Source organism: Dyella sp. (assembly GCF_035503745.1).
Taxonomy (GTDB): domain Bacteria; phylum Pseudomonadota; class Gammaproteobacteria; order Xanthomonadales; family Rhodanobacteraceae; genus Dyella_B.
Genome location: NZ_DATJTC010000008.1, coordinates 34,867 through 60,981, shown reverse-complemented (window position 1 = coordinate 60,981; position 26,115 = coordinate 34,867). Strand labels below are relative to the sequence as shown.

The 26,115-nt window shown below is 64.1% G+C and carries 21 protein-coding genes; 15 read left to right on the top strand and 6 right to left on the bottom strand.

All coding sequences use genetic code 11. The features are described from left to right. The first annotated feature begins 245 nt into the window (after nt 1-245). From VME63_RS02605 to VME63_RS02590, 4 genes are all read left to right on the top strand, one after another. On the top strand, nt 246-1,928 hold the full coding sequence (locus tag VME63_RS02605; protein ID WP_325429958.1) for a serine hydrolase: 1,683 nt from the start codon (nt 246-248) through the stop codon (nt 1,926-1,928). Between the two features lie 48 nt (nt 1,929-1,976). After that, nucleotides 1,977-3,617: an alpha/beta hydrolase gene (locus tag VME63_RS02600; RefSeq protein ID WP_325429956.1), complete on the top strand. Its 1,641-nt coding sequence runs from the start codon at nt 1,977-1,979 to the stop codon at nt 3,615-3,617. Nucleotides 3,618-3,805: 188 nt separating this feature from the next. Beyond that, a complete protein-coding gene (locus VME63_RS02595; RefSeq protein ID WP_325429954.1) occupies nt 3,806-4,279 on the top strand; it encodes a hypothetical protein in 474 nt (157 codons plus the stop codon). A gap of 342 nt (nt 4,280-4,621) precedes the next feature. Next, a complete protein-coding gene (locus VME63_RS02590; protein WP_325429952.1) occupies nt 4,622-4,957 on the top strand; it encodes a hypothetical protein in 336 nt (111 codons plus the stop codon). A gap of 625 nt (nt 4,958-5,582) precedes the next feature. Here VME63_RS02590 and VME63_RS02585 read toward each other — a convergent pair. Together VME63_RS02585 and VME63_RS02580 are read right to left on the bottom strand one after the other, a co-directional pair. After that, on the bottom strand, nt 5,583-6,011 hold the full coding sequence (locus tag VME63_RS02585; RefSeq protein WP_325429950.1) for a VOC family protein: 429 nt from the start codon (nt 6,009-6,011) through the stop codon (nt 5,583-5,585). A 116-nt stretch (nt 6,012-6,127) separates the two neighbouring features. Then, on the bottom strand, nt 6,128-8,569 hold the full coding sequence (locus VME63_RS02580; RefSeq protein ID WP_325429948.1) for a DUF3772 domain-containing protein: 2,442 nt from the start codon (nt 8,567-8,569) through the stop codon (nt 6,128-6,130). Nucleotides 8,570-8,766: 197 nt separating this feature from the next. On the opposite strand from VME63_RS02580, the gene VME63_RS02575 reads away from it, so the two are divergent. Beyond that, the gene (locus VME63_RS02575; RefSeq protein WP_325430204.1) at nt 8,767-10,608 is read left to right on the top strand and encodes an ABC transporter ATP-binding protein; all 1,842 of its coding nucleotides are present in this window, start codon (nt 8,767-8,769) and stop codon (nt 10,606-10,608) included. Nucleotides 10,609-10,701: 93 nt separating this feature from the next. On the opposite strand, the gene VME63_RS02570 is transcribed toward VME63_RS02575, so the two are convergent. Next, nucleotides 10,702-12,468, bottom strand: a complete 1,767-nt coding sequence (locus tag VME63_RS02570) for a chloride channel protein (RefSeq protein WP_325429946.1) — start codon at nt 12,466-12,468, stop codon at nt 10,702-10,704. Nucleotides 12,469-12,705: 237 nt separating this feature from the next. Between VME63_RS02570 and VME63_RS02565 the strand changes: the two genes are divergently transcribed. The 10 genes from VME63_RS02565 (at nt 12,706) to VME63_RS02520 (ending at nt 23,589) form a co-directional block, all read left to right on the top strand. Next, nucleotides 12,706-13,131, top strand: a complete 426-nt coding sequence (locus tag VME63_RS02565) for a heavy metal-responsive transcriptional regulator (protein ID WP_325429944.1) — start codon at nt 12,706-12,708, stop codon at nt 13,129-13,131. Further along, nucleotides 13,128-15,665, top strand: coding sequence for a heavy metal translocating P-type ATPase (locus VME63_RS02560; RefSeq protein WP_325429942.1), 2,538 nt, complete (start codon nt 13,128-13,130; stop codon nt 15,663-15,665). The genes VME63_RS02565 and VME63_RS02560 overlap by 4 nt, the downstream gene beginning before the upstream one ends. Before the next feature lie 107 nt (nt 15,666-15,772). Further along, entirely contained in the window at nt 15,773-17,194 is a 1,422-nt protein-coding gene (locus tag VME63_RS02555) for a nodulation protein NfeD (protein WP_325429940.1), read from the top strand. Beyond that, a complete protein-coding gene (locus VME63_RS02550) occupies nt 17,191-17,940 on the top strand; it encodes a slipin family protein (protein ID WP_325429937.1) in 750 nt (249 codons plus the stop codon). The genes VME63_RS02555 and VME63_RS02550 overlap by 4 nt, the downstream gene beginning before the upstream one ends. Nucleotides 17,941-18,043: 103 nt before the next feature. After that, complete coding sequence (locus tag VME63_RS02545; protein WP_325429935.1) at nt 18,044-18,205, top strand: hypothetical protein; 162 nt, start codon at nt 18,044-18,046, stop codon at nt 18,203-18,205. A 75-nt stretch (nt 18,206-18,280) separates the two neighbouring features. Beyond that, entirely contained in the window at nt 18,281-19,552 is a 1,272-nt protein-coding gene (gene folC, locus VME63_RS02540; RefSeq protein ID WP_325429933.1) for a bifunctional tetrahydrofolate synthase/dihydrofolate synthase, read from the top strand. An 85-nt stretch (nt 19,553-19,637) separates the two neighbouring features. Beyond that, nucleotides 19,638-20,597, top strand: a complete 960-nt coding sequence (locus VME63_RS02535) for an SPOR domain-containing protein (protein ID WP_325429931.1) — start codon at nt 19,638-19,640, stop codon at nt 20,595-20,597. A 23-nt stretch (nt 20,598-20,620) separates the two neighbouring features. Beyond that, on the top strand, nt 20,621-21,223 hold the full coding sequence (locus tag VME63_RS02530; protein WP_325429929.1) for a CvpA family protein: 603 nt from the start codon (nt 20,621-20,623) through the stop codon (nt 21,221-21,223). Between the two features lie 20 nt (nt 21,224-21,243). Next, complete coding sequence (purF, locus tag VME63_RS02525; protein WP_325429927.1) at nt 21,244-22,719, top strand: amidophosphoribosyltransferase; 1,476 nt, start codon at nt 21,244-21,246, stop codon at nt 22,717-22,719. 60 nt (nt 22,720-22,779) lie between these two features. Next, nucleotides 22,780-23,589, top strand: a complete 810-nt coding sequence (locus VME63_RS02520; RefSeq protein WP_325429925.1) for a ferritin-like domain-containing protein — start codon at nt 22,780-22,782, stop codon at nt 23,587-23,589. Between the two features lie 63 nt (nt 23,590-23,652). Here VME63_RS02520 and VME63_RS02515 read toward each other — a convergent pair whose 3' ends face one another. The 3 genes from VME63_RS02515 to VME63_RS02505 all read right to left on the bottom strand — a co-directional run bounded on the left by VME63_RS02515 (nt 23,653) and on the right by VME63_RS02505 (nt 26,070). Next, a complete protein-coding gene (locus tag VME63_RS02515) occupies nt 23,653-24,420 on the bottom strand; it encodes a methyltransferase (RefSeq protein WP_325429923.1) in 768 nt (255 codons plus the stop codon). A gap of 109 nt (nt 24,421-24,529) precedes the next feature. Beyond that, nucleotides 24,530-25,372: a transporter gene (locus VME63_RS02510; RefSeq protein ID WP_325429921.1), complete on the bottom strand. Its 843-nt coding sequence runs from the start codon at nt 25,370-25,372 to the stop codon at nt 24,530-24,532. A 125-nt stretch (nt 25,373-25,497) separates the two neighbouring features. Then, nucleotides 25,498-26,070: a hypothetical protein gene (locus tag VME63_RS02505; protein ID WP_325429920.1), complete on the bottom strand. Its 573-nt coding sequence runs from the start codon at nt 26,068-26,070 to the stop codon at nt 25,498-25,500. Nucleotides 26,071-26,115 lie beyond the last annotated feature (45 nt).

Below are 26,115 nucleotides of genomic sequence, written 5' to 3'. Positions count from 1 at the left end.
TGCATGAGTGGGAGGGCCGGCGCGCCGCGTGGCGTCGCGCGTTGTTGCTCATTCTCGGCATCGCATGGTGAGGTGGGCGGTATATGGCTATGGGCAAAATGCCTGATCCGATCAACGGCTCGGCAAGCGCGTCATAGGGAGTGGCCGGCAGGGTGCGGCACCGCCCGGGCGTTCCATGACTTCTGGGCTGGAATGAGCCCTCGTCAAGCCAGCTAGACTGCGGCTTTGCCACTTATGGAGCCACCATGCCCCTGTCACCGTTGTCCTTGCGCCTGACCGGGTGCTGCGCGTTGCTTGCTTTTGCGTCGGCCGCGCCGGCGTGGTCCGCCGCGGTGGGGCCCGAGTCCAGGCCGGTAGCCGAGCAAGCTGCACAGGCCGCGTTGCCGCCGATGCTGCAGGATTTTGGCTCCTACGTGGACAGCGCCCGTGCGGCATTCCATGTGCCGGGCATCGCGGTGGCCATCGTCAAGGATGGCAAGGTGGTGTGGGAGCAGGGCTACGGTCTGCGCGAAGCAGGCAAGCCGGACAAGGTCGATGCGCACACCTTGTTCGCGATCGCATCCAACACCAAGGCCTTCACCGCCGCGGCGCTGCAGATGCTGGCTGAACAAGGCAAGGTGAACATGGATGCGCGGGTCACCGATTACCTGCCATGGTTTCAGATGTCCGATCCCTACGTGACGCATGAGATGCGCGTGCGCGACCTGCTGGCCCATCGCAGCGGCCTGAGCCTCGGCGCGGGCGACCTGCTGTATTGGCCGCCGACCACCTACAGCACGAAAGAGGTGGTCGAGCGGCTCGCCAAGGTGCCGCTCACCAACGGTTTCCGTAGCCACTACGCTTACGACAACATTCTGTTCGCGGTGGCCACGCTGATCATCGAAAAGGCTTCCGGGCAGACCTACGCCGACTACATCCGCGATCACATTTTCAAGCCGGTCGGCATGGACGAATCGCTGATCGACATGACCTACCTCAAGCCTGGCATGGATGTCGCCACCGGCCACGCCCTGTTCGACTTCAAGGATTTGAAGCCCGTACCGCCGATGGCATGGCTGAACGACCCCGGCGCGGGCGGCATTTACGCCAGCGTGCATGATCTGGCCAAGTGGATGAACGTGCAGCTCGCCGGCGGCCAATTGCCGGGCACCGATGCCGATGGCAAGCCGCGCCGGCTCTTTTCGCAAGATAGCCAGAACCAGATGTGGACCGTGCTGACGCCCATCCCGGTCAGCAAGCCGCCGATCGCCGAACTGCAACCGTTGATGCCCAATTTCTCCGGCTACGGCGAAGGCTGGTTCCTCAGCGATTACCATGGCCAGAAAATGGTATGGCACACCGGCGGCTGGCCGGGCATGGTGTCGCGCCTGACACTGGTACCGGCGTTGCACCTGGGCGTGGTCGTGCTGACCAACCAGGAATCGGGTGCCGCGTTCAATGCGATCACCTACCGCGTGCTGGACGCCTATCTCAACCCGGGCAACAAGACCGATTGGGTGGCGGTCTACGAGAAGGCAGTCAACTATGCGCATGGCAACGCTGACGAAAGCTGGAACAAGCATCAGGCTTTGCGCGATGCCAAAAGCAAGCCGTCGTTGCCGTTGGCCAACTACGCCGGAACGTATCGCGACCCCTGGTATGGCGACATCGTCATCAGCAACGAAAACGGCAAGCTGCGCATGCGTTTCAGCAAAACCAGGCAGCTGATCGGCACGATGGAGCCGTGGCAGCACGACACGTTCATTGTGCGTTGGGACGATCGCGCCCTGAACGCCGATGCCTTCGTCGAATTCGCGCTTGATGCCGACGGCCACGTGCGTGACATGCGCATGCAGCCGGTATCGCCGCTGACCGATTTTAGTTTCGATTTCCAGGATCTGCGGCCGGTACCGCTAAAGGATGCCGACGCTGCCGCGAAGGCCGAATAACGCCGGGCGTTGTCGGTGGGGTTGCCAAATATGCCAGGGGAGAAAACCATGCGTCGTCGCCTGCTGATGTGCAGCGCATTGCTTGGGCTTGGCTTGCTGAGCGGTGTGTACGTGTGGGCGCGCCAGGATGTGCAGAGTGTCCCCACCCATCGCTTTTTCCACGTGCAATGGGGGTCGGACCAAACCCGGCCGGTGTCTGGACGGCTGCTGCTGTTCGCGATGACTGCGGCCGCGGCGAAGGCGCAGTCCAAGGACGGCCCGGTCACCGAGATCGATGCCGACCCGTTTGAACCGAACGGTACCTCCATTGCCGCGGAAAATGTCGATCGCCTGGTGCCGGGGCAGACCATCGATATCGACACGGACCAATTGGCGTTTCCAGCCGCATGGTCGAAGCTGCCGGCCGGGGATTACCTCGTGCAGGCCGTGCTGGACGTGCATCACAACTACAACTACCTGGGCCGCGATGGCGGCGACATCGTCAGCAAGGTGGTCACCGTGCATTTGCCGGCGAACGACATTCCCACTTTGACGCTCGACGAAACCTTGCCGCACGTCGATCCGTGGGCGCCGCCTGCGAGCATGCCCACGTCATTGCTGCCGGCGCTTGAGGCCGCGCACAAGCAATCGCAGCAGATTGATTTTGTCAGCCCCAGTCTTTCGGCCTTCTGGGGGCGCCCGATCCACATGCTGGGCCGGGTGTTGTTGCCGCCCGGTTATGAACCCTCGCAGGCCAAACGCTATCCCACCGTCTATTTCACCCACGGTTTCGGCGGCAACATCGACCGGCTGGCGCGCGTGCTCGCTTATGTCCAGGATGGGATGAGCCGCGGCCAGATGCCGCCGATGATCTGGGTGTTTCTGGATGAATCCAGCGCGACCGGCACGCACGAGTTCGCCGACTCGGTGAACAACGGGCCGTGGGGGCAGGCGCTTACCACTGAGCTGATTCCGTATCTGGAATCGCATTACCGCATGGACGGCAATGCGAAGGGCCGCTTCCTCAACGGCCATTCCTCCGGCGGCTGGGCCACGCTATGGCTGCAAACGCGCTATCCGGCGATTTTCGGGGGCACCTGGTCCACGTCGCCCGATCCCAGCGATTTCCATGATTTCACCGGCCCCGATCTCTACGCGCCGCACGCCAATGTGTACCGCAAGCCGGACGGCACGCCATGGCCGCTGGTGCGCGACAAGGGCAAGGTGATCGGTACGTTCGAGCAGTTCGCCAGGATGGAACGGGTACTGGGGCCCTATGGCGGCCAGATGGCCTCGTTCGAATGGGTATTCTCGCCGCGCGGCAAGGATGGCCGGCCCGAGCAAATGTTCGATCGCGACACCGGCGAGGTCGATCCGGCCGTCGTGGCCTACTGGCACGATCATTACGACATCGCCTACCGGCTGCAGCAGCACTGGCCGGCCTTGAAGCCCGACCTGGATGGCAAGATCCATCTTTACGTCGGCACCGCCGATACGTTCTACCTGGATGGCGCGGCCCATCGCCTGGAGGGGGTGCTGGATGGGCTGCACGCCCACGCGGATTTCCGTTTCATTCCAGGTCGCACGCACTTTGATCTCTACAAGATCGGCGACGATAACTACGGGTTGCTCAAACAGATCAGCTGGGACATGTACGCCGTGGCCCGGCCCGATTCGAAGCTGAAACCGGGCATGAACCCGTCGCCCTGACCCCGCGGGAATTTGCTGGCCGGCATGCCGGCCAGCAAGATTTTCAGGCATAGTTGCCGGCGCAAGCGCTGTAGGTGGATGGCGCTTGGGGGTGTCGTTTCAGGCTGAAACGACCCAGCGGGAACACCGTTCCGCAAGGGCGGTGCGTTTTCCGTATCGGGGGGCTTCTCATAACGGAGGGAGTCAGAATGAAATCGTTCGGGTTGATCGCAGTGATGGCGGCCGCGCTGATGGCGACCACGGGTACCTATGCCCAGTCGGCAGCTCCAGCCAGTGGCAGCATGACGGTGACATGCAATGACGGCACCACAGCCACGGTGACCACCACCAAGGGCGCCTGCCGCGGGCACAAGGGCGTAAACAAGTCCGCCAGCGGTTCGTCGGCCGCGGGGGCCGCGTCCGGCTCCGCTACCGCCGCTACGGCGGCATCGGGCAAGTCCAGCACTTCCTCGACGGCATCCGCGTCCAAGTCCGCGCCGGCGGCAAAGCCCGCTGCGGGCGGCGGCCCGGGGCAGGTGTGGGTCAATACCGGTTCCAAGACTAAGGCGTATCACTGCCAGGGCAGCAAGTGGTACGGCACCACCAAGCAGGGCAAGTACATGAGTACGTCCGACGCACAGGCGGCCGGTTATCACGCCGCCAAGGGCGAGAAATGCTCGTAATGGCAAGCTAAGGTGACATTCCGACTACGGGCCGGTTTTGCCGGCCCGTTTTTTTGCGGTCAAGGTGCGTGCCAAGGGTTGCAGCGGTCGATAGGCTATCGACGAAGCTGTCGCCTTGAAACGTCGAAACGCGATGCATGGGTTCACTTTTCTCTTGAGAACGGAACGCAGCCGTATTTGGGGGCTCCACGCGACGAGCTATTCGCCTTCGACGCAAAGCGGATAAGCGCAAACGGGTGGCGACGATTGGATTTGCCGGGCCTGAATTGCGTTTGGATGGCTTTTTCTCGATACGATCTGCTCCAGATGACCCACTGCAGCCGCAGTTAGGAGAAGAAAGTAATGAGCCTCACCAGGACCCTTTTGCTTGCAGGCATCACCGTCGCAATAAGCTCCTGCGCAACGACGTCGTCTGTCGTTTCAATCGGCGGCGGACGCTACGAGGTAGTAGGACATTCCTCCGCGAATTTTGGGACTGCTGCCGACCAGAAAATAGACCTGATCGTCACGGCCGACGAATACTGTTCCAAGCAAGGCAGGCAGATGAATATTGAAGGCGATGATGATGAAGTCCGTCGTGCCGGCTCGCTCGCAGCGGCCAACGATGGCGGCGTTACCGGGTCAACCGCCGCGTCAGGTCAATTCGTTACTGGAAATGCGGTTTTTTCCTGCCAATAGATGAGTGCATGCGGGGGAGAGACTTTGCTTTTGGGGCAATCGAACGGCTGAATCCGCAACCCAAAGTGGACGCTTTAAGCGAAGGCGAGCTAAGGAGCAGGTATGCGCAAAATATCCGCAATCGTTATCGTTCTGTGTCTACTACTTCCATTGCAATCGTGTACATATCACGGCCGAACTGAAGTGTCCTATCCCCTCTCGGGTGACTTAACTGAAAATCTCATCATGGCTTCAATTTACCTGCTGCCGCTTATAGCTTTCTTGAGGGTTAAGTATCGAGTGTCTACCATCCTAGTTGGTATCGCCGCGTGTTTGGCCGGGCTGTACTTCGTGACGTTTGCTGCGGCTATCTGGGCAACTAAATTGCTTGTAGGCTGGTATCTATACTCGGCTAGCTCCTTCGTCTATGTAGTCACTTCGGTAGTTGAGCTTTGGCGCGTCATTGCAACTAGAAAATTATTGAAGGCGAATGCCTCCAGCGCTACCTAGTTCAGATACAAACGCCTGTCTGTGACCCGATGTGGACCATTCGATAGAGCCATGAACACTTTTAAGTTCCAGCCAGAGTTGAAAGAGGAATTGGGTGCTCGAAAGAATGGCTGTACACATGGGTTCGGTAACTTTTTCAAGAAAGCACTTGCCAGGGGTTGTAGCTGCCGAACCACCACAGGTGCCCCTCCAGGTCGCGACAGCCGTAGCCTGCGCCGCCGTATGCCTTTTCCGCGTATTCGTCGATGATGACCGCGCCGGCGGCTTTGGCCCGTTCGTAATGTGCCTTGCAGTCGGTCACCGTGACGGCTGCGCATTGCGTTTCGCGGCCATTGATTTCATCCGGTTGCGCCATGTGCTTGCCGAAGCCGTCGGGCTGGACGTGGCTGAGCATTACCATGCCGTTGCCGTAGACCAGTTGGGCGTGCATCACCCGGCCCTGGTCGTCTTCGTAGACGGCGTGTTTCTCAAAGCCGAATGCCTTGCACAGCCAGTCCATGGCGGCATGGGCGTCGCGATAGCGCATGGCGGGAATGATGGTGCTGCCGTTGACGACCTCGTTCATGGCGCGAGCTCTCTGGTGGGAAGGGTCCCACGAGACTAGCCCTTCGCGATGACGGCGTCGTGTGCATCTTCCGCAGCGCGCGCACCGGGCATGCCCGATGGCGCCATCGGTTGCGCTTATCCGGGCGCGGCGGGGCTGTCTTCACCCAATGGGCCGAGGTTGCGCACGATCATGCTCTGCGGTGTCGACAACGGCAGCTGCGCCTTGCTCAGGCGCGCAAGGATGTCAAACAGCAGTTCGCTTTTGACCGTGGACGCTTCGCGCGGGCTGTGCACGTAAGCGACGCCGGTAAAAGTCATTGCACTGCTGGTGATATCGTCCAGCGTGACGGTTGGGGCCGGGGTAGGCAGCGTGGCGGTATTGGCGTTGAGCGCTTCCAGCATGATCTGGCGCATCTTCGCCGCATCCGTATCCAGCGGCATCGGCAGGCTGAGCTTTACGCGGCCCAGCGCATTGCCGTGCGTGACGTTGCGCAGGTTTTGCGTGATGAACTGCGAGTTGGGCACGATCATGGTGGAGCGATCGCTCAGCTGGATCTCGGTAGCGCGCACGTTGATGCGGCGGATATCGCCTTCCACGCCGGGCATGCTTACCCAGTCGCCGACCTTCACCGGCTGTTCGGCCAGCAGAATCAGACCCGAAATGAAATTCGATACGATCGCCTGCAAGCCAAAGCCGATACCGACCGACAGCGCGCTGGCGATCCAGGTCAGGCTTTGCAGGCTTACATCGGCGGTTTTCAGCGCCAGCGCAAACACGATCACCACCGCCACGTAGCCGAGCAGCGTGACGATGGAATTTTGCATGCCAAGGTCCAGCGAGGTCTTGGGCAGCAGTTGCTCGGCCAGCCAGCGCTTGACGGTGCGTACGATCACCAGGCCGATGGCAAACACGATCACCGCGTTGAAGACCGCGCCCGGCTTGATCGTCAGCTGGCCCACCTGCAAGCCGCTAAACACATTGCCGATATGCGAGAACAGATCGTGCGGACTGCTGCCGAAGGGCAACAGCAGCGTGCCCACGGCGACCAGCAGCAGGAGTATCCGCAACACCGCGGACAGCACGATGGCCGACTGATCCAGTGCGCCGGCCGCGATGCCGAAAGAAGCTTGCAGTCGCATGCCGCTGCGCGAGCGCGGCGAAAGCAGCGTCGCCAGCAGATCGTGCTGCAAGTGGGTGAGCATGTAGAGCGATGCCACGATCATGCCGATCCACAGCATCTGCCAGGAGATGAAAAAGCCGAACGCGATGTAGCCGACGAACACCGAAACCCACGCCATCACCACTGCCAAGCTCGCCAGCCCGGCCATGGCGCCCACCCATAATGCGTGCTTGGCCGGTTGATGGCCGCCCTCATGCGCCGATGCCTTGCGTGCGCGCTTGGCGCGCATCAAGGCCGCGCCGACCAGGCCGCTGATCAGCAGCGCCAGCATCGCACGCGTGCAGATCGTCACCGGCAGGCTGCCGCCGGCCAGATTGTTCAGGCGTTCGACGATGCCCAGCAACAGAAACGCACTGCCCAGCAACCACGGAAACCAGCGCAGGTCACGCGCGGTGCTGTCGGCGATGCCGGGCAGGCGCCACGACGGATGCCGCACCGACAGCAGCGCACGTCCGAGGCCGGCGATGAAGGCGGAGAAAAACACCGAGCGCACGATCGATTGCGCGAAGGTCGCGATGTCCTCGTCCAGCGTGTCGTTCCAGTTGTAGCCGATGTAGGCCAGGCACGCGGCGAAGCCGATCGACAGCGTCACCGTGAGCGTGAATGTCACCGCCAGCGCGCTGCGCCGCAGGTGGCCCTCGGGCATGTAGTGGCGCGCCAGCGCCAGCAGCGTGCGTTCGGCCAGCCAGCGGCCGGGGACGATCAGCAGCAGGGCGCCAAGCAGGCACAGGATCCAGGGCAGGCGGTTCGCCGGCTGCCACGCGTCGCGGGCGCCTTGGGCCAAGGCGCTGGCGATGGGCTTGAGATGGGCGCTGTCGTCGGGGAAGGATTGCGCCAGGTTCGACCAGAACCCAACGGTGAGCGGCGAGCCGCTGCGTGTAGTCAGCTGGGTCTGGAATTGCTCATTGCGCGTCTGGACGATCTGCGTGGTGAGCTTGGCCGCATCCTGGGTCAGCAGCTGCGCCTGCTTGATTTCGCCCTCGAGCTTGCTTTTGTCGCGCGTCAGCTGCCTGCGCTGCTGGCTGACATTGGCCGGTTCCGGCAGCGCGCCGGCTGCCGGGGCCGGCCCGAGCACGGTCAGGCGCGCCTGCACGCCGTCCATCTGTGGCGTGAGCGTTTCAAGCCATTGCTGGGCCTGTTGCTGCACCGTGCCGGCTTCGCTGCGCAAGGTGTTCAAGGGGGCGCTGGTGGATTTGCTGCTCAGCGTGCCCTTGATGTCGTCCAACTGCTTGTTGAGGCTCACCAGGGCTTGCGCGGGGTCCTGGGTGGAGCTGGCGCTTGTCGGCGCGGACGACGACGATGCGGGGTTCTGCGCGCGCGCAGGCTGCGAGCCGAACACGAGCAGGCTGAGGAGGAGCGCCGCCAGGGCGAAAGGCTTACGGGGTACGATGTGCATGGCGGGCATGATCCGAATCGCCTGTCGGACGGTCAATGCATTCTTGCGCGGGTCGCCTTTCCGCAGGCGGTTGGCATTCAGCCTCGGCCGGGGTGGCCGCCGCCGCCACCGGATGGTGACGGCCATGCAACCTCGACCCTGTATATTGCTCGCTCGATCCCCATCCTGTGGGCTCGGCAAATGGACGACGCGCCATGATTTTCCGTTGGTTTGAATCCCTGATCGATGCCTTCAAGGACCCGGTCGATAGCATGCCGCCCAAATCGGTGGGGCGGTTCTACGTGTTCTATCTGCGCCAGGTGTGGCCGGTATTCGCCGCGGCGATCGTGGTGGGCTTCGGCGTGGCCCTGGTGGAGGTCTCGCTGTTCGGGTTCATCGGCAGCATCGTGGACATGGCCAAGGGGGCGCCGGCGCAGGATTTCTTCAAGGTGCACGGGCACCAGTTGCTGTCGATGGCTTTCGTGGCGCTGCTATTGCGTCCGCTGTTCATCGGTGTGCACGATTTGCTGGTCAACCAGTCGATCGTGCCCAACCTCACCAACCGCATCCGCTGGCAGAACCATCGCTATGTCATCCGCCAGAGCCTGGGCTTTTTCCAGAACGACTACGCCGGGCGCATTGCCAACCGCATCATGCAGACCGGCGCGTCGCTGCGCGAGTCGGCCGTGCAGATCGTCGATGCGATCTGGTACGTGGCCATCTACACCGGCAGCGCCATCGTGATGTTCGCCAAGGCCGACTTCTGGCTGGCGGCGCCGCTGGTGGCGTGGCTGTTCGCCTATGTCGGCACGTTGTACTTTTTTATCCCCCGCACGCGGCAACGCTCCTGGGTTGCCTCGGAGGCGCGTTCGAAATTGATGGGGCGCATCGTCGACGGCTATAGCAACGTGCTGACCTTGAAGCTGTTCGCGCATACCCAGCGCGAGGAAGCCTACGTGGCGCAGGCGATGGGCGAGCAGACGGAAAAGTTGCGCGGCATGACGCGCCTGACCACGGCGATGGACGCCACCATCACCACGCTCAACGGATTCCTGATCGTGGGCACCTCGGCGCTGGCGGTGTGGCTATGGAGCCAGGGCAGGGTGACGGTGGGCGCGATCGCGCTGAGCACGGGCCTGGTCATCCGCATCAACAACATGTCCGGCTGGATCATGTGGGTGGTCAACGGCATTTTCGAAAACGTCGGCACCGTGCAGGACGGCATCACCACCATCTCGCAGCCGCGCGCCGTGCAGGATCGCGAAGGCGCGATGCCGCTGGAGGTGGTTGCCGGCGAGGTGCGTTTTGATGACATCCATTTCCATTACGGCAAACAGGGCGGCGTGATGGCGGGCCTGAACCTGCACGTGCGTCCCGGCGAGAAAATCGGCCTGGTCGGCCCCTCCGGCGCGGGCAAATCCACGCTGGTGAACGTGCTGCTGCGTCTTTACGACCTGGAAGGCGGCCATATCCGCATCGATGGCATCGACATTGCGCAGGTCACCCAGGAAAGCCTGCGTTCGCAGATCGGCGTGGTCACGCAGGATACCTCGCTGCTGCACCGCTCGGTGCGCGACAACCTGCTTTACGGCCGTCCGGACGCCACCGAAGCGCAACTGCTCGAAGCGGTGCGCAAGGCGCGCGCGGATGAATTTATCCCCAACCTGATCGATGGCGAGGAGCGCCGCGGCCTGGATGCCCACGTAGGCGAACGCGGCGTGAAGCTGTCCGGCGGCCAGCGCCAGCGCATCGCCATCGCGCGCGTGCTGCTGAAGGACGCGCCGATCCTGGTGCTGGACGAAGCCACCTCCGCGCTCGATTCGGAAGTGGAAGCGGCGATCCAGGAAAGCCTGGAAGTGCTGATGGAGGGCAAGACGGTCATCGCGATCGCCCATCGCCTTTCCACCATCGCGCGCATGGACCGGCTGGTGGTGATGGACAAGGGTGCGGTGGTAGAAACCGGCACGCACGCGCAGCTGATCGCACGTGGCGGCTTGTACGCAAGATTGTGGCAACGCCAGACCGGCGGTTTTGTCGCGGCGGACGATGCGCTGGCGTGATGCGCCGTGGGTTTGTATGGCCCGGTGAACCTCAGGTTGCCCGGGCGTTGCCCGGCAACCCGTTTTTGCCTGAGTAAAGAACGGCGCAACGGATCAGGCGGCGTTCGCATTTCCACCTAAATGCCGCGATGCGTCGCGCGCTTCCTTCAGCCGCCGGGCATGCGCGCAAAGCAGATCGCCGCGCGTCACAATGCCGACCATCCGATGCGGCATCTGCGTGCTGACCACGATCAGGCGGCCTACGCCCGATTCGACCATGTGGTCGGCCGCTTCGCGTAGCGTGTGGTCTTCGCGCACCACCAGCGGCGGGCGCTGGATCAGCGATCCGATCCGCGTGTCCTGGCCGAGCGAAACATCGTAGACACACCGGCGCGTGATCACGCCCATCAGTTCGCCGTTGTCGCTCACCACCGGAAATCCCTGGTGCTTGGCCGCGGCCTGTTCGCAGGCCAGCCATTGGCGCACTTCGGTTACGGTCTGCTCGGCGCGCAGGCTCACCACGTTACGGCTGCAGGCATCGCGCACGTAGATCTGGTCCAGATAATCGGCGGCGTAGTCGGAAGGCACGCGCACGCCACGGCGCACGATCTTCTCGGTCATGATGGTGTTGCGCATCATCAACCCGGAAATGAGATAAGCGGCCGCGCAAGCGCCCAGCAGCGGCAGCAGGCCATGCGGTTGCTGGGTGGTTTCGAAGGCGAACACCACCGAGGTAAGAAACGCGCGCGAAGCCCCCGCGAAAATGGCCGCCATGCATACCAGCGCCGCCATGCGCGGATCGATCTGCAGCCACGGTGCCACCGCGGACAGCCACAAACCCAGCACGCCGCCCATGGCGCCGCCGATGGTAAACAGCGGCGCCAACGTGCCTCCGGAGGTACCGCTGCCCAATGCCACCGACCATGACAACAACTTCAGCAGGCACAGCGCGAGCATGGCGCCCAGGCCCATGTGTCCGGCCAGCACGCCGGCGATATTGCTGTAGCCCACGCCCAGCGTCAGCGGGGCGAAGTAACCCACGATACCTACCACGATGCCGCCCAGCGCCGGCCACCACATCCAGTGGATCGGCAGTTTTTCGAAAGCGTCCTCGATGCCATAGGTGAGTTTGGTGATGCCTACGCTGGCGATGCCGGCAAGCAGGCCGAACGCCACGTAGGCGGCAAGCGCCGGCAGTGCGGGCGTGGCGATGCCGGGCATGGGAAACATCGCCTGGTTGCCCTCCAGCACGTAACGCACGCCCGTGCCGACGGTGGTGGCCATTGCCACCGGAATCAGCGATCGCGCGCGGCGCTCGAACAACAGCAGCTCGATCGCCAGCAGTACCGCTGATATCGGCGCCGAAAACACCGCCGCCATGCCCGCCGCCGCGCCCGCGGCCAGCAGCGTCTTGCGCTCGTCGGCGGTGACGTGCATCAGCTGCGCGATCAGCGAGCCGAGCGCACCGCCGGTGGCGATGATCGGGCCTTCGGCGCCAAACGGGCCGCCGGTGCCGATGGCGATGGCGGACGAAACAGGCTTGAGCCAGGTCATGCGCGGCGGGATGCGGCTCTCGTTGAGCAGCACCTGCTCCATGGCCTCGGGAATGCCGTGGCCGCGGATCGCGCGCGAGCCCCAGCGCGCCATGATGCCCACCACGATGCCGCCGATGGCGGGAATGAAGATCACCCACAGGCCAACGTGGCTGCCGGCAGGGCTGGCGAAGCTGGTGCTGAGGCGGCCGTAAAAGGCCAGATTGGTGATCAGGCCGATCAGGGCGGTCAGCAGCTTGGCGACGATCGCCACTGCCACGCCCAGCAGCATGGCGACAAAGCCGATCCACAGTACCCGTCGATCCAGTGGACGGAACTGCCGCGGCATGTGGGCTGCGACGAGGGTGGGGTCTAGCGAAGGTGCGACAGGTAGCGATGCACGGGTGTGTGCATCGGGGCTTTCCGTTTGCATGGGCAGGGAAATTCCGGCTTCGTAAGCCGGCAAAGGTTAGCCGGATGAACGCGCCGTAGCTGGCTGGAAAATGAACGGCGAAAGGCGGTGTCCGGTCCAGGCTGCGCGTTCGGCTTGACTCTAGACCTTGATCAATAGTCTAGACTTTAATGCATGACCACGCAGACCCCGTCCCTGACCATCGGTGCCGTCGCCAAGCGCGCCGGCGTTGCCATTGACACCATCCGCTACTACGAGCGCGAAGGGCTGTTGCCCGAACCCTTGCGTCGCGCGTCGGGCTATCGCAGTTACAACGAAACGGCGATCAGCCGCCTGCGTTTCATTCGCCGCGCCAAGGATCTGGGTTTCACATTGGAGGAGATCCGCGATTTGCTTGCCTTGTCGGCTGACCGGCATCGCGGCGTAAAGGCGGTGCGCGAGCGTGCGCGGCAGCGATTGGCGAGCATCGACGCGCGCATCGCCGAACTTACGCGCATTCGCCACGGGCTTGAACAACTGATCGAGGCGTGTCCCGGGCGCGGTGACCCGGAGCATTGCCCGATCCTGCGCGCGCTGGCCGACGAGGCGCCGCAGGCATGAGCGCGCAGGGCAACTGCTGTCACCCACCGCGGCATGAAGCGCGCGATCCGATCTGCGGCATGAGCGTGGCCATCGCGGGCGCCGGGCATCACAGCCATTACGCGGGCGAAACCTTCTACTTCTGCTGCGCGGGCTGTAAGGCCACATTCGATGCCGACCCCGCGCGCCATGCCAAGGCCGCGCCAGTGGCTTTGCCTGCACATGCGAGCGGCTTGCACGCGATGCCAATACCTTTGCGTGACACGGCAACGCAGTCGGTGAAGGATCCGGTTTGCGGCATGACGATCGATCCGGCGGCCACGCCGCATCATGCGCAACACGACGGGCACACGTATCATTTCTGCGCGGCCGGATGCCGCCAGAAGTTCATCGCCAATCCCCCGGCTTACTTGCATGGGCAACGCACGCCGGAAGGGGCGATGGCGGGTGCCGTTTATACCTGCCCGATGCATCCGCAAGTGCAGCAGGACGGTCCGGGCGATTGCCCCAAGTGCGGCATGGCGTTGGAACCCATGATGCCAAGCCTGCACGAGGATGATGCAGGCGAAGTGCGCGCGATGCAGCGCCGGCTGTGGTCGCTGGTCGTGCTGACGCTGCCGGTGTTCGTACTGGCGATGTTGCCGCATGCCGGTGTTTACTTGCCTGGCGCGTGGATAAGACCGGCCGGTTGGATCCAAGCCTTGCTGGCCAGCACTGTCGTGCTGTGGGGCGGGGCGCCGTTCTTCGCGCGTGGCTGGCGTTCGTTGTATCCGTGGCAACCGAACATGTACACGCTGATTGCGATGGGCACCGGCGTGGCCTGGTGCTACAGCACGTTCGCGTGGCTCGCGCCGCAGCTTTTCCCGCCGGGCTTTCGCGATATGCATGGCCGTGTAGCGGTGTATTTCGAATCCGCGGCCGTAATCGTCACGCTGGTGACGCTAGGCGATTTCCTCGAATGGCGTGCGCGCCGTCGCACAGGCGAGGCACTGAAAGCCTTGCTTGGCCTGGTACCGAAAACGGCGCGGCGCATTGCCGTAGACCGCGACGAAGACGTGCCTTTGGACGCCGTGCAGGTGGGTGACGTGTTGCGCATCCGTCCCGGCGAAAAAGTGCCTGTCGATGGTGTGGTGTCCAGCGGCAATAGCCAGGTGGACGAATCCATGCTGACTGGCGAACCGATGCCCGTTGCCAAGGCAACCGGCGACAAGTTGGTCGGCGGCACGGTCAATGCCGATGGCGTACTGACCATGCGCGTGGAAAAAACCGGTACGGCGACCTTGTTGTCGCAGATCGTGGCACAGGTTGCGCAGGCGCAACGCAGCAAGGCGCCGTTGCAGCGGATGGCTGATCGTGTCGCGGCGTGGTTCGTGCCGGCGGTTTTCGCCGCCGCGGTGCTCGCCTTCGCGGGCTGGGCCTGGCTCGGGCCGGATCCGCGTCTGGCGCACGCCCTGGTGGCGGCGGTTTCGGTGCTGATCGTGGCATGTCCCTGCGCGCTGGGGTTGGCCACGCCGATATCCGTCATGGTGGCTAGCGGGCGCGGTGCGCAGCAGGGCCTGTTGTTCAAGGACGCCACGGCTATCGAGACGATGCGCGAGGTGGACACGCTGGTGTTCGATAAAACGGGTACGCTGACCGAAGGCAAGCCGTCGTTGAGCGCTGTCGTCGCACTGGCCGCGCATAGCCGCGAGCAACTTCTGATGTTGGCCGCCAGCCTGGAGCGATCCAGTGAGCATCCGTTGGCCAAAGCTGTATGGAACGCGGCCGAGCAAGAACACATTCGTCCGCTCGATGCCTCCGGGGTGAAAGTCGTGGCCGGCAGCGGCTTGAGCGGGCAGGTGGCGCACCAGCAGGTAGCGTTGGGCAATGCGCGGCTGATGCAGCAACTGGGCATATCCATCGGTCCGGACGTTCAAGCGCAAGCCGACGCGCTGCGGCACAACGGCGCGACCGTGATGATCCTCGCCGTGAACGGTACCGCTGCGGGCCTTCTGGCCATGGGTGACCGCATCAAGGCCGATGCGCCGCAGGCGATCGCCGATCTGAAGGCATTGGGCCTGCATCTGGTCATGCTTACCGGCGACAACGCCGCCACCGCGCAAGCCGTTGCGCGCAGCTTGGGCCTGGAGGAGGTGCACGCCGACATGTCGCCGCTTGGCAAGGCCGCGGTAGTGGAGTCGTTGCGCAAGCAGGGCCGGCGTGTGGCCATGGCGGGCGACGGCATCAACGACGCGCCGGCGCTGGCTGCCGCGGACATCGGCATCGCCATGGGGCATGGTACGGATGTGGCGATGCAAAGCGCACATCTCACGCTGGTGAAAGGCCGGCTGGGTGGCATCGTGCATGCGCGCGAACTGTCGAAGGCGGCGGTACGCAACATCCGGCAGAACCTGTTCTTCGCCTTTGTCTACAACGCGCTGGGCGTGCCGCTGGCGGCGGGAGTGCTGTATCCGCTGCTGGGTATCGTGCTTTCGCCGATGATCGCCGCGCTGGCGATGAGCTTGTCGTCGGTGTCGGTGGTGGGCAATGCGCTGCGCTTGCGGCGGCTCGCCTGAGCTACACGAAACCTTTGCGCGACGGCGCAGGCAGTAGCGTAATATCCCCTGTGCGGCGGCCGTAAGGTGCGGTTGCATGGCGAGCATGTCGGCCGGGAGGCTAGGTCATGTTGCGGCGAGGATGGGTGGTGTTCGGTGCCGCGTTATGTGCGGCGATGGCGCTGGCGTGGACGCGTCCCACCGCCGAAGCACCCACGGTGCCGGCGGACGCGGCGTTCGTCGCGCGCATTGAACTCACCGGTCCGATCGGCCCGGCTGCCGCCGAATACGTGGACGGTGCGATCGAGCGCGCCAACGACGATGGAGCACGCGCCATCGTGCTGCAGCTCGATACGCCGGGCGGCCTGATCGAATCGATGCGCGACATTGTCGCGCATATTCTTGCGTCGAAGGTGCCCGTGCTGGGCTATGTCGCGCCATCCGGCGCGCGCGCCGCGTCGGCCGGCACGTACATTCTGTATGCGTGCCCGATCGCCGCGATGGCGCCCGCCACGCATCTGGGCGCGGCAACGCCGGTCGATCTCGGCGGCGGCACGCCGATGCCTGCGCCATTGAGCAACGGCCTGCCCAAGTCCGGCCGCTCGACGGAAAGGAGCGCTCCGGATGCGGCTGCCCAGCCCGAGGCGGAATCCAGCAAAGTACTCAACGATGCCATCGCAACCATCCGTTCGCTGGCGCAGATGCAGGGGCGCAACGCGGCGTGGGCGGAGCAGGCTGTGCGCGGGGCGGCCACGCTGACGTCCAGCGAAGCATTGTCGCAACACGTGATCAATTTTGTCGCGCCGGACATCGACGCACTACTGGCGCAAGCGGACGGTCGCGTGGTGCAGGCGGATAATCGGCCCGTCACCCTGGCAACGCGCGGCGTAACGGTGCGCGATTATCTTCCCAACTGGCGCGCGCGTTTCCTGGGCATCATTACCAATCCGACCATGGCCTACATGCTGCTGCTTGCGGGCATCTATGGGTTGATCCTGGAAGTGTTTCATCCCGGCTCGTTCTTTCCCGGCGTGGTGGGCGGCATCTGCCTGTTGATCGGACTGTATGCGCTGCAACTGCTGCCGGTGAGCTACGCCGGTTTGATTTTGATGGCGCTGGGCGTTGCCTTGTTGCTGGCCGAAGCATTCATCCCCACGGCAGGCGTGCTGGGCATCGGCGGTGTCATTGCCTTCGTGCTGGGTTCGATCATGCTGTTTCGCACCGGTGTGCCGGGCTATCGGGTGAACCTGGGCGTGATGGCAGGCATCGCTTGCTGTGCGATCGTCATGCTGGGGCTCTTGCTGCGCCTGGTGATGCGCGCGCGCCGCGCGCGTGTCGTCAACGGCGACGCGCAGATGCTGCAGGAAACGGGCCAATTGCTGCAGCCGGTCATGGCTGGCGGCGAAGGCTGGGCGCGGGTCGGCGGCGAGCGCTGGCGCGTGCGATGCGAGGCGGCGCTTCCCGCCGGTGCGTTTGTGCGCGTGGTCGGCCGGCACGGATTGCTGTTGCAGGTGAAGGCGGCGCAAACAGGCGAAGGAGGATCCCCATGATCGGTTTTGCGGGCGTTATCGTGCTGGTCGTGATTGCGCTGTTGTTTTCCTCGATCAAGGTTTTGCCCGAATACGAACGTGGCGTGGTGCTGACGCTTGGGCGCTATACCGGCACCAAGGGGCCGGGCTTGGTGGTGCTGATACCGATGGTGCAGCGGATGCGGCGCGTGGATCTGCGCGTGACGGTGATGGACGTGCCGCCGCAGGACGTGATTTCGCGCGACAACGTTTCCGTGCGCGTCAACGCGGTGGTGTATTTCCGCGTCATGGAACCGGACAAATCCGTGCTGCAGGTGGCCGATTTCTTCCAGGCGACCAGTCAGCTGTCGCAAACCCGCTTGCGTTCGGTATTGGGCCAGCATGAGCTGGACGAAATTCTCTCCCAGCGCGATTCGATCAATCACAGCCTGCAGAAGATCCTGGATGAGGCGACCGATCCCTGGGGCATCAAGATCACCAACGTCGAAATCAAGGATGTCGACCTCAACGAGACCATGGTGCGTGCGATCGCCCGCCAGGCCGAGGCCGAGCGCGAGCGGCGCGCCAAGGTGATCCACGCCGAAGGCGAACTGCAGGCCGCCCAGAAGCTGCGCGATGCCGCCGGCATGCTGGCCCAGCAGCCGCAAGCCTTGCAATTGCGCTACCTGCAGACCCTGGCCAGTATGTCCAGCAGCGGCCAGGCCAGCACGATTGTTTTCCCGCTGCCGATGGATTTGATCAAGCCCTTGCTGGACAAGGGGACGTGAGGTGACGGTTGTCAGCTGCGACGGGTGACGTGCGCGCCTGGGTTCGCGCCGGCCCCGGGCCGATCATGTGTCCCGCACCACCTGGGTGCGGGAGGACCTGGCCATGAACGCTGTGAACAACACACGCAGTACGCTGGAAAAATACCTGCCGGTGCTGATCGGCCTGCTGGCCGCTTACCTCGCCGGCAAGGCGCTCAAGCGGACTTTCTGGACATTGTTTGCCATGTACTGGGCGCTGCACGCGACGGGCATCCATCTGTTCTGAGGCGATGGCGCACCGGGCGATTGTGCAAGACGCACGATGCCTTTATGTTGCGCGGGCCTTCAACCGGAGTCCCGCGTGAAACCCGACACCCTCGACGCATGGCTCGATTATCAGCAGCGCATCCACGCCCTGGGCGTCGATCTCGGCCTGGACCGGGTGCGCGCCGTCTGGCAGCGCATGGGCGCGCCCGCCGTCGCCGCGCGCGTGATCACGGTAGGCGGCACCAACGGCAAGGGTTCCACGGTTGCTTTTGTGGAGGCGATGCTGGCCGCCGCCGGGCAACGCGTGGGCTGCTACACCTCGCCGCATTTGCTGCGCTACAACGAGCGCATCCGCATCGCTGGCGTGGATGCCTCCGATACCGCGCTCATGGAAAGTTTCGAGCGCATCGAACTGGCGCGCGGTGAAATTCCCTTGACCTATTTCGAATTCGGCACGCTGGCCGCGTTCGACCTGTTCGCGCGCGCGCGATTGGATATCGCCGTGCTGGAGGTCGGTCTCGGCGGGCGCCTGGATGCGGTCAATGTGATCGATGCCGATGCGGCGGTGATCACTACCGTGGATCTGGACCACGTCGAATGGCTGGGGCCGGACCGCGACAGCATCGGCCGCGAGAAGGCCGGCATTGCGCGCCGGGACCGGCCGGCGATCGTCGGCGAACTGGATCCGCCCGGGGGATTGCTGCAGACGCTGGACAAGCAGGGCGCGCGAGTGGAACGGGCAGGGCGCGAGTTTCACTTCGAGCGCGATACGCACGGCTGGCGCTGGCTGCATCGCGATGGCACCGCGCTGGCGTTGCCTGATCCGGAACTGGCCGCGCCCGTGCAATATGCCAACGCATCGGCGGCGATTGCCGTGCTGCATGCGCTGGGCGGGTTCGGCCCGGCGCAACTGGCGCGCATGGCCGCCGCGGGCATGCACTTGCCGCGCGCGCCCGCACGCTTGCAGTGGCTGGGCGGCGATCCGGCGCTGATCGTGGACGTGGGACACAATCCCCAGGCGGCGCGGGCGTTGGCGCAATGGCTTGATGCGCAGCCGGCGATACGCGTTCACGCCGTCTACGGAGCGCTTTCGGACAAGGACGTGGGCGGCGTGATGGCAGCACTGGGCGCGCGCATCGCGCACTGGCACCTGGCCAGCCTGGACCAGGACACGCCGCGCGGCTTGCCGGCCAGCGTACTGGCGGGCGTGCTGCACCAGGTACTGCCCAACGCGGGCTACGACTTGCACGCCAACGTGTCTCACGCGCTGGCGGCGGCGCGTGCGTCGGCCCGGCGCGGCGAGCGTGTGCTGGCATTCGGCTCGTTTTTTGTGGCGGCGGCGGTGCTGGCGCAGGTCGCCGGCTGAACCGCCGGTTCAATGGTGTCATGTCCGGCGGCGGGGACAGGTATAATCGCCGCGTCACGCACAAGCTGTTGGCCCGGAGTCCATCTTGAACACACGCCTGTTGGGAGCTGCCGTCCTCGTTGCACTGGCGGTCCTGTTCGTGCCGATGTTCTTTTCGAGCAAGACACCTTCGACGGGTACCGATCAATCGGTCAGCCTGGCGATCCCCGCTGCGCCCGACCGCGATCTGCAGACCAAGACGATGAGCCTCTCCGGCGCCGCGCCGGCATCCAGCGCGGTTGCGCCGGCGACGTCGGTGGCGCCCAATGCCAGCGGCATGGCCACGGTGAACATCGCCGACCAGCGGCCATCTTCGGTGAGCACGGCGGCCACGCCTGTCCAGCCTGCGCCACCGTCGCCCGCGCAGCCGATCATTCCCGCCAGGGCGCCGGTCGTGGCCAATGCCGGCCGCCCGGCCATCGCGCCGCCGCCGGCCGCATCGCCGCAGCCGATCGTTCCGGCCTTGCCGCCGGCCACCGCGGCGCGCGGCATCTTCGGCGTCAATCTCAGCGCCTACGAGCCTGGCGGCGCCAATCGCCTGATGCAGCGCGTGCGTGCATTGGGCTATCCCGTGCACGGCGAGACGATTCAGCGCGCCGGCAAGACGCTGATCCTGGTCAGTGCCGGGCCGTTCGAGACACGCGCGGCCGCCGAGACGGCGCGGTTGAAAATCAGCCAGTCGATTCAGGGTGTCCCCGCGCGATTGGAAAGCGGCGCCACCACGCCGGCTGGCGACGTGCCGGCGCCGGCCGCGGGCAGCCCGGTCAGGGCCGGTGCCTGGGCGGTTCAGGTGGCGGCGATGGGCAGCCAGTCCGATGCGCTGGCTTTGCGCGATAAGTTGCGCGCCAACGGCTTCGACGGTTTCGTCGACTCGGTGAATGCCGGCGGCAAGCGGCTGTGGCGCGTGCGCGCCGGTCCGCAGACCCAGCGCAGCGACGCGGTGACGCTGCGCGATCAGATCAAGGCGAAACTTGGCCTCGACGGCAACATTGTCAGCGCCAACTGACTCACCCACGGACCGGATACTCCATGAACGCGGTCGACCTGATCATCATCGCGGTTTTGGCCATGTCGGTCCTTGTAGGATTGTGGCGCGGCCTCATATCCGAGGTGCTGGCGCTGGCTACCTGGGTAGCCGCGTTCTGGGTGGCATGGACGTACGGCCCGGTGGTGTCGGCCCACTTCGATCGGACGATCGAGTCGCCGATGGTGCGGTTGCTGGTCGGTTATGGGTTGTGCTTCATCGGTGTGCTGATTGCCGGGGCGTTGCTCCGGTTCGTGATCCAGCGGCTGGTGGACAGCACCGGGTTGGGTGGAACGGATCGCCTGCTCGGCATGATTTTCGGTTTTGCGCGCGGCGTGCTGCTGGTTACGCTGATAGTGTTCCTGGTCAATCTGACCTCGTTCGCGCATGAGCCAATGTGGCAGCAGTCGGTGCTGCTGCCGCAGTTCAAGGGACTGGCAGCGTGGTTGGAGCAGGAAATGCCGCCGAACGTGCGCGAGCACCTTCACCCGGGCAACCTGCCGGTGCGCCTGCCGGATCTACACAACGTGCTGCCGCCGCCCAACGCGCCGGCGCACGGTTCCACTTCGCCGGGTGCTGCTTCGAGCGCGCCCGGCACAACGCATTGACAGTAACGGGTAGAAGCACCATGTGCGGAATCATCGGCATCGTCGGTACCACCGAGGTGGCATCGGCGCTTTATGACGGCCTTACCGTCCTGCAGCATCGCGGGCAGGACGCGGCGGGTATCGCGACCGTGGACGGGGCGCGACTTCGACTGCACAAGGACAACGGATTGGTGCGCGATGTGTTCAACCAGGCCTCGATGAGCCGCCTGCGCGGGCGCATCGGTATCGGCCACTGCCGCTACCCCACGGCGGGTTCGGAGGGTTCGTCCGAATCGCAACCGTTCTACGTCAATTCGCCCTATGGCATCGCCTTCGCGCACAACGGCAACCTGGTCAACACCGAGACCCTGCGCCGGGAGATGTTCGAGGACGACCGCCGCCACATCAATACCGATTCGGACTCCGAAGTGCTGCTGAACGTGCTGGCGCACGAGTTGCAGATCCAGGACCGTATGGCGCTGACGCCGGACCATATCTTCAAGGCCGTCGCCGGGGTGCACGCGCGCGCGCGCGGCGGCTACGCCTGCCTGGCGCTGATCCTGGGCTATGGCCTGCTGGCGTTCCGCGATCCACACGGCATCCGCCCGCTGGTGCTTGGCGAGCGCGTGACGGCCGAAGGCCGCGAATACGCGGTGACGTCCGAATCGGTGGCGCTGGACATCCTCGGCTTCAAGCGTCTGCGCGACGTGGCGCCGGGCGAGGCGGTGTTCATCACCAACGACGGCCAGCTGCACACCCGCATGTGCGCCGAGAGCGCGGTGCATGCGCCGTGCATTTTCGAATACGTGTACCTTGCGCGCCCCGATTCGATGATCGAAAACGTATCGGTATACAAGGCGCGTCTGCGCATGGGCCAGAAGCTGGCCGAAAAGATCCTGCGCGAACGCCCGGACCACGGTATCGATGCGGTGATTCCGATTCCCGACACCGCCCGCACTGCCGCCAGCGCACTGGCCGAAGCGCTGGGCGTGCCGTTCCGCGAAGGCTTCGTCAAGAACCGCTACATTGGCCGCACCTTCATCATGCCGGGGCAGGGCGAACGCGTGAAGTCGGTGCGCCGCAAGCTCAATCCGGTGGAACTGGAGTTTCGCAAGAAGAACGTGCTGCTGGTGGACGACTCCATCGTGCGCGGCACCACCTCGCGCCAGATCATCCAAATGGCGCGCGATGCGGGCGCCAGGAACGTGTTCTTCGCTTCCGCCGCGCCGCCGGTGCGCTATCCCAATGTGTACGGCATCGACATGCCGGCCGCGTCGGAACTGGTAGCCGCCGGCCACACCAACCAGGAAGTGGAAAAGATGCTCGGCGCCGACTGGTTGATCTACCAGGATCTGCAAGACCTGATCTGGGCCGTGCAGGATGGCAACGAAGACCTCAGGCACTTCGATACCTCGTGCTTCTCCGGCGAATACATCACGGGCCTCGATCAGCAATACCTGCAGCAGATTGAAATGCTACGCTCGGACGATGCCAAGGCGGCGCGCCGCAGCGCGTGAAGCGTTCGTCCCTCTCCGCTGCGGGAGGGACGACGTGAAGGGCTGCGCGCGACCATCGCCATGACCGATCTCCACGCCGCGGCAAAACGCTGTCTCGACGCCTGCGATCCGGAAGAAAAAGTGCGTCTCACGCACGTCGCGTGGGACGCACTGCAAGCTGGCGTGCTGCGTGCCTCGTCTGCCTCACCGGCGCCGGAGCCGATGGGCGCGCCGGGGCGCCCGGAGCGGCCGCAACTGGTTCCCCAGCGCCAGGTGCCGCATCGTGGGCTGGGTACACCCGAAGGGCGTGCGGCGCTGGTGCACGCCGTCGCGCATATCGAATTCAATGCGATCAATCTCGCCTGGGACGCCGTGTATCGCTTTCGCGGCATGCCCGAGGCGTATTACCGCGACTGGGCCCGTTGCGCCCACGACGAGGCGCGCCATTTTTCCATGCTTGCTACGCGGCTGGCCGAACTGGGCCATGCCTATGGCGATTTCGATGCGCACAACGGCCTGTGGGAAATGGCCGAGAAAACCGCGCATCGCGATACGGCGCGCATGGCACTGGTGCCGCGCGTGCTGGAAGCGCGGGGATTGGACGTGACCCCCGGCATGATCGAGCGCCTGAGCGCGGTGGGCGACGAGCGCACCATCGCGATCCTGCAAGTGATCCTGCGCGAAGAGGTGGCGCACGTAGCCGCCGGCACGCGCTGGTTCCGCTGGTGCTGCGAGCGCGACGGGCTTGAGCCGCGCGAGACATTTCTCGATCTGTTGCGCGATTACATGGGCCGCAATTTGCGCGGGCCGTTCAATCGTCCCGCGCGTCTGCAGGCAGGCTTTGATGAGGATGAGCTGGATCGTTTGACGATGCTGGCGCTGGCAGGCTGAATCGATCGTCCCCCTCGCGTCACTCCCTCTCCCCGTGAAGAAAGGGAGCGACGCAGCCGGGTTTTACTGCAGCGGCTTGCGGAACTTGTAGATGAACTTGTCCGTCTCGCCCTTGATCTTCGGATTGAAGATGGCCAGCGTGTGATCGTCGGCGGGATTGCGCAGCACCTCGCTTTCGCCGACGAACTGGAATCCCGCGGCGGTGACTTCGGCCTTCACGGCGGCCGGATCGATGCGATGCAGATCGTTGGTTTTGGTAACCCCTGTTCCGGCAGCGGCGGCGTGGTCGAGCACGATGTACAGGCCGCCGGGCTTGAGCGCGTCGTAGATGGCCTTGTTGATGCGCAACATGTTGGGCGAACCCATGAATGGGTCGTGCAGATCGTGGTAGTTCTGCGACGTCCATACGATGTCCACGCCCTTGGGCAGCTGCATGTTGGCGATGGGCGGCACTGACACCGTGACATTGGGATAGTCCGCGTTGCCGGCGAAGCTGCGCAGGCTCTTGAGGCGACTGGGGTTGACCTTGTCCATTTCGACCGGCTGCACCGCATACACCGCACCGTGCGGGCCGACGATCTTGCTGAAGATGCGCGTGTAGTAACCGGCGCCCGGCATCAGGTCCACGACCTTGTCGCCCGGTTTGATGCCGACGAAGGCGAGCACTTGGCCCGGCTTGCGATGGACGTCCTGCGCTTTTTCGTCGGCCGGCCTGGCGCTGTCGGCCACGGCGGCGGCGATATAGGAAGGAACCTCCGAAGCCGCCTTCAGCGGCAGGTACGTTGATACGGCAAGTAGTGCCACTGCCGCCATTAATCGGTGACGTTTCATGGGACGATCTCCTGCTGGCTTGAAGGGAAGCAACGATCTTCACAGTGCCTTGTGCGACGCTTCATACCAGAATCGCGCGGACGTTGTATGTCAGGCCGCTATGCATCGCTCAATACACGACGTTCAGGGCAACGGCAGGCGTTACCGTTCCCACCGTGTTATGACCGCCGAAAATGATGCGAGTGCCAAGCAGGACGCCGATATTGGGCGTCCAGTTGTATTCGATCGCCGGCGCCACGCCGTACGCTTCGCTGGCGCCGGAATTGAAGGTGACGTTCTGCACATAGGGCAGGCCGTTGGACGAAGGCGACACATTGACGCCGTTGACGCGGGTGTTGCTGTCGTAGCTGTAGGTCAGGTCCAGCGCTAGCACCCAGCGTTGGGTAAGGCTGTATTCAAAGGCCAGATCCGCATAAAACGACGTGCCTGGCCTGGCTGTGCCGCGGAAATCCGTATCGGTGCCATAAACGCTGACGCCCTCCACATTGGCGGTCCGCGAAAACGATCCGGAAAGGTTGAAGCGCTCGCGCAAGATGCGTCCGTTCGGCATCCAGAAGTACATCTGCGAATTCAGCGCCAAGGTGGTGGTGTAGGCACCGGCGCCGAGGCCGTCGCTGGGCCGGCTGCCGAGCTGGTCGTAGCGGCCGGTGGGCAAGGTTTCCTGCAGCATGATCGCGGTGGTCGGCATCCAGCTGTCCGGCTGGAATTCGGTAAGGCGGTATTGCGCCTGCAGCGTGAGATCGCCAAAACCGATGCTGGAACTGCTGCGTCCGTCGCCGGTGCGGTTGTAGCCGAACACGGGGATCACGCCGATCGACAGACGATTGATCAGTCCGTACAGGATGTAGGTACGCGAGCCGAAACTGTCGTTGCCGGGTGAATGGATGTCGTACAGATAAGGTTCGAACAGGAAATGACCCGGCGGCAGCGTTTCGGCGGAATTGGCGAGCATCGGGCCCGTCCACCACGCCTCGCTCATCGATTGGGTGGCTTGCGTTTGCGCGAACGCACAGGGAGCAAGCGCACCCTCGTACAACAGGCAAAGCAGCAAGCATCGCCGTGCGAGCCGTGCCGTCTTCACTGGCTGATCCGTGTCAGTGAGGCGACAAAATTCGGCTCCCAGGTTTTGCCGTCGTCGTCGGAAAACGCTTGTTCGAAGCGGTGCGAGTTAGGCGTGATGTCCGACCACACTGTGCGCACCAGGATCGTGCGGCCTTGGTAGGGTTCCTGCGATAGGAATTCGCCGCGACCGTCCTTGAATTGGCCGTAGGCAGTGTTTTCCATCACGCCGTCCTTGCTGCCGGCGTAAGTCTGGCTCCACTGGTGCGTGGCGGGGTTATAGAGAAACAGCGTCATGCCTTCGAAATGGCCATCCGGGCCATCGGCTTCGATTTCTTCCATCGACGCCTTGCCGCCCCAGATCTTGCGCACGGTGACGGTGCCGTTCATTTCCGTCCAGCTGCTTGAGCCGGAGAGCGGGTGCTGCAAGGTTCTGATGTGCGTGTGCCAGGTGCCGAGGTTGAAATCGAAGTCGTGCGAGCCGTCGCGGTAGGCCGATGCGGTGGGCGCGGCATCGGCGGCGAAGGCGTGGGCATCGGCCAGTCCCAAGGCCAGTCCGGCGATGAAGAGGGCTTTGCTGAACGTCGTCATGGCAGCTTTTCCTGATCGCGCGGGAGTGCGTGGCGTGAAAGTTAA

Coding starts and splice junctions, on each gene's coding strand:
- VME63_RS02570 (WP_325429946.1), bottom strand. CDS start 12,468: ATGCCGCGGCAGTTCCGTCCACTGGATCGACGGGTACTGTGGATCGGC.
- VME63_RS02550 (WP_325429937.1), top strand. CDS start 17,191: ATGATCGGTTTTGCGGGCGTTATCGTGCTGGTCGTGATTGCGCTGTTG.
- VME63_RS02505 (WP_325429920.1), bottom strand. CDS start 26,070: ATGACGACGTTCAGCAAAGCCCTCTTCATCGCCGGACTGGCCTTGGGA.
- VME63_RS02545 (WP_325429935.1), top strand. CDS start 18,044: ATGAACGCTGTGAACAACACACGCAGTACGCTGGAAAAATACCTGCCG.
- VME63_RS02565 (WP_325429944.1), top strand. CDS start 12,706: ATGACCACGCAGACCCCGTCCCTGACCATCGGTGCCGTCGCCAAGCGC.
- VME63_RS02595 (WP_325429954.1), top strand. CDS start 3,806: ATGAAATCGTTCGGGTTGATCGCAGTGATGGCGGCCGCGCTGATGGCG.
- purF (WP_325429927.1), top strand. CDS start 21,244: ATGTGCGGAATCATCGGCATCGTCGGTACCACCGAGGTGGCATCGGCG.
- VME63_RS02510 (WP_325429921.1), bottom strand. CDS start 25,372: ATGCTCGCCAATTCCGCCGAAACGCTGCCGCCGGGTCATTTCCTGTTC.
- VME63_RS02555 (WP_325429940.1), top strand. CDS start 15,773: ATGTTGCGGCGAGGATGGGTGGTGTTCGGTGCCGCGTTATGTGCGGCG.
- VME63_RS02520 (WP_325429925.1), top strand. CDS start 22,780: ATGACCGATCTCCACGCCGCGGCAAAACGCTGTCTCGACGCCTGCGAT.
- VME63_RS02515 (WP_325429923.1), bottom strand. CDS start 24,420: ATGAAACGTCACCGATTAATGGCGGCAGTGGCACTACTTGCCGTATCA.
- VME63_RS02590 (WP_325429952.1), top strand. CDS start 4,622: ATGAGCCTCACCAGGACCCTTTTGCTTGCAGGCATCACCGTCGCAATA.
- VME63_RS02560 (WP_325429942.1), top strand. CDS start 13,128: ATGAGCGCGCAGGGCAACTGCTGTCACCCACCGCGGCATGAAGCGCGC.
- VME63_RS02530 (WP_325429929.1), top strand. CDS start 20,621: ATGAACGCGGTCGACCTGATCATCATCGCGGTTTTGGCCATGTCGGTC.
- VME63_RS02605 (WP_325429958.1), top strand. CDS start 246: ATGCCCCTGTCACCGTTGTCCTTGCGCCTGACCGGGTGCTGCGCGTTG.
- VME63_RS02580 (WP_325429948.1), bottom strand. CDS start 8,569: ATGCACATCGTACCCCGTAAGCCTTTCGCCCTGGCGGCGCTCCTCCTC.
- VME63_RS02585 (WP_325429950.1), bottom strand. CDS start 6,011: ATGAACGAGGTCGTCAACGGCAGCACCATCATTCCCGCCATGCGCTAT.
- VME63_RS02600 (WP_325429956.1), top strand. CDS start 1,977: ATGCGTCGTCGCCTGCTGATGTGCAGCGCATTGCTTGGGCTTGGCTTG.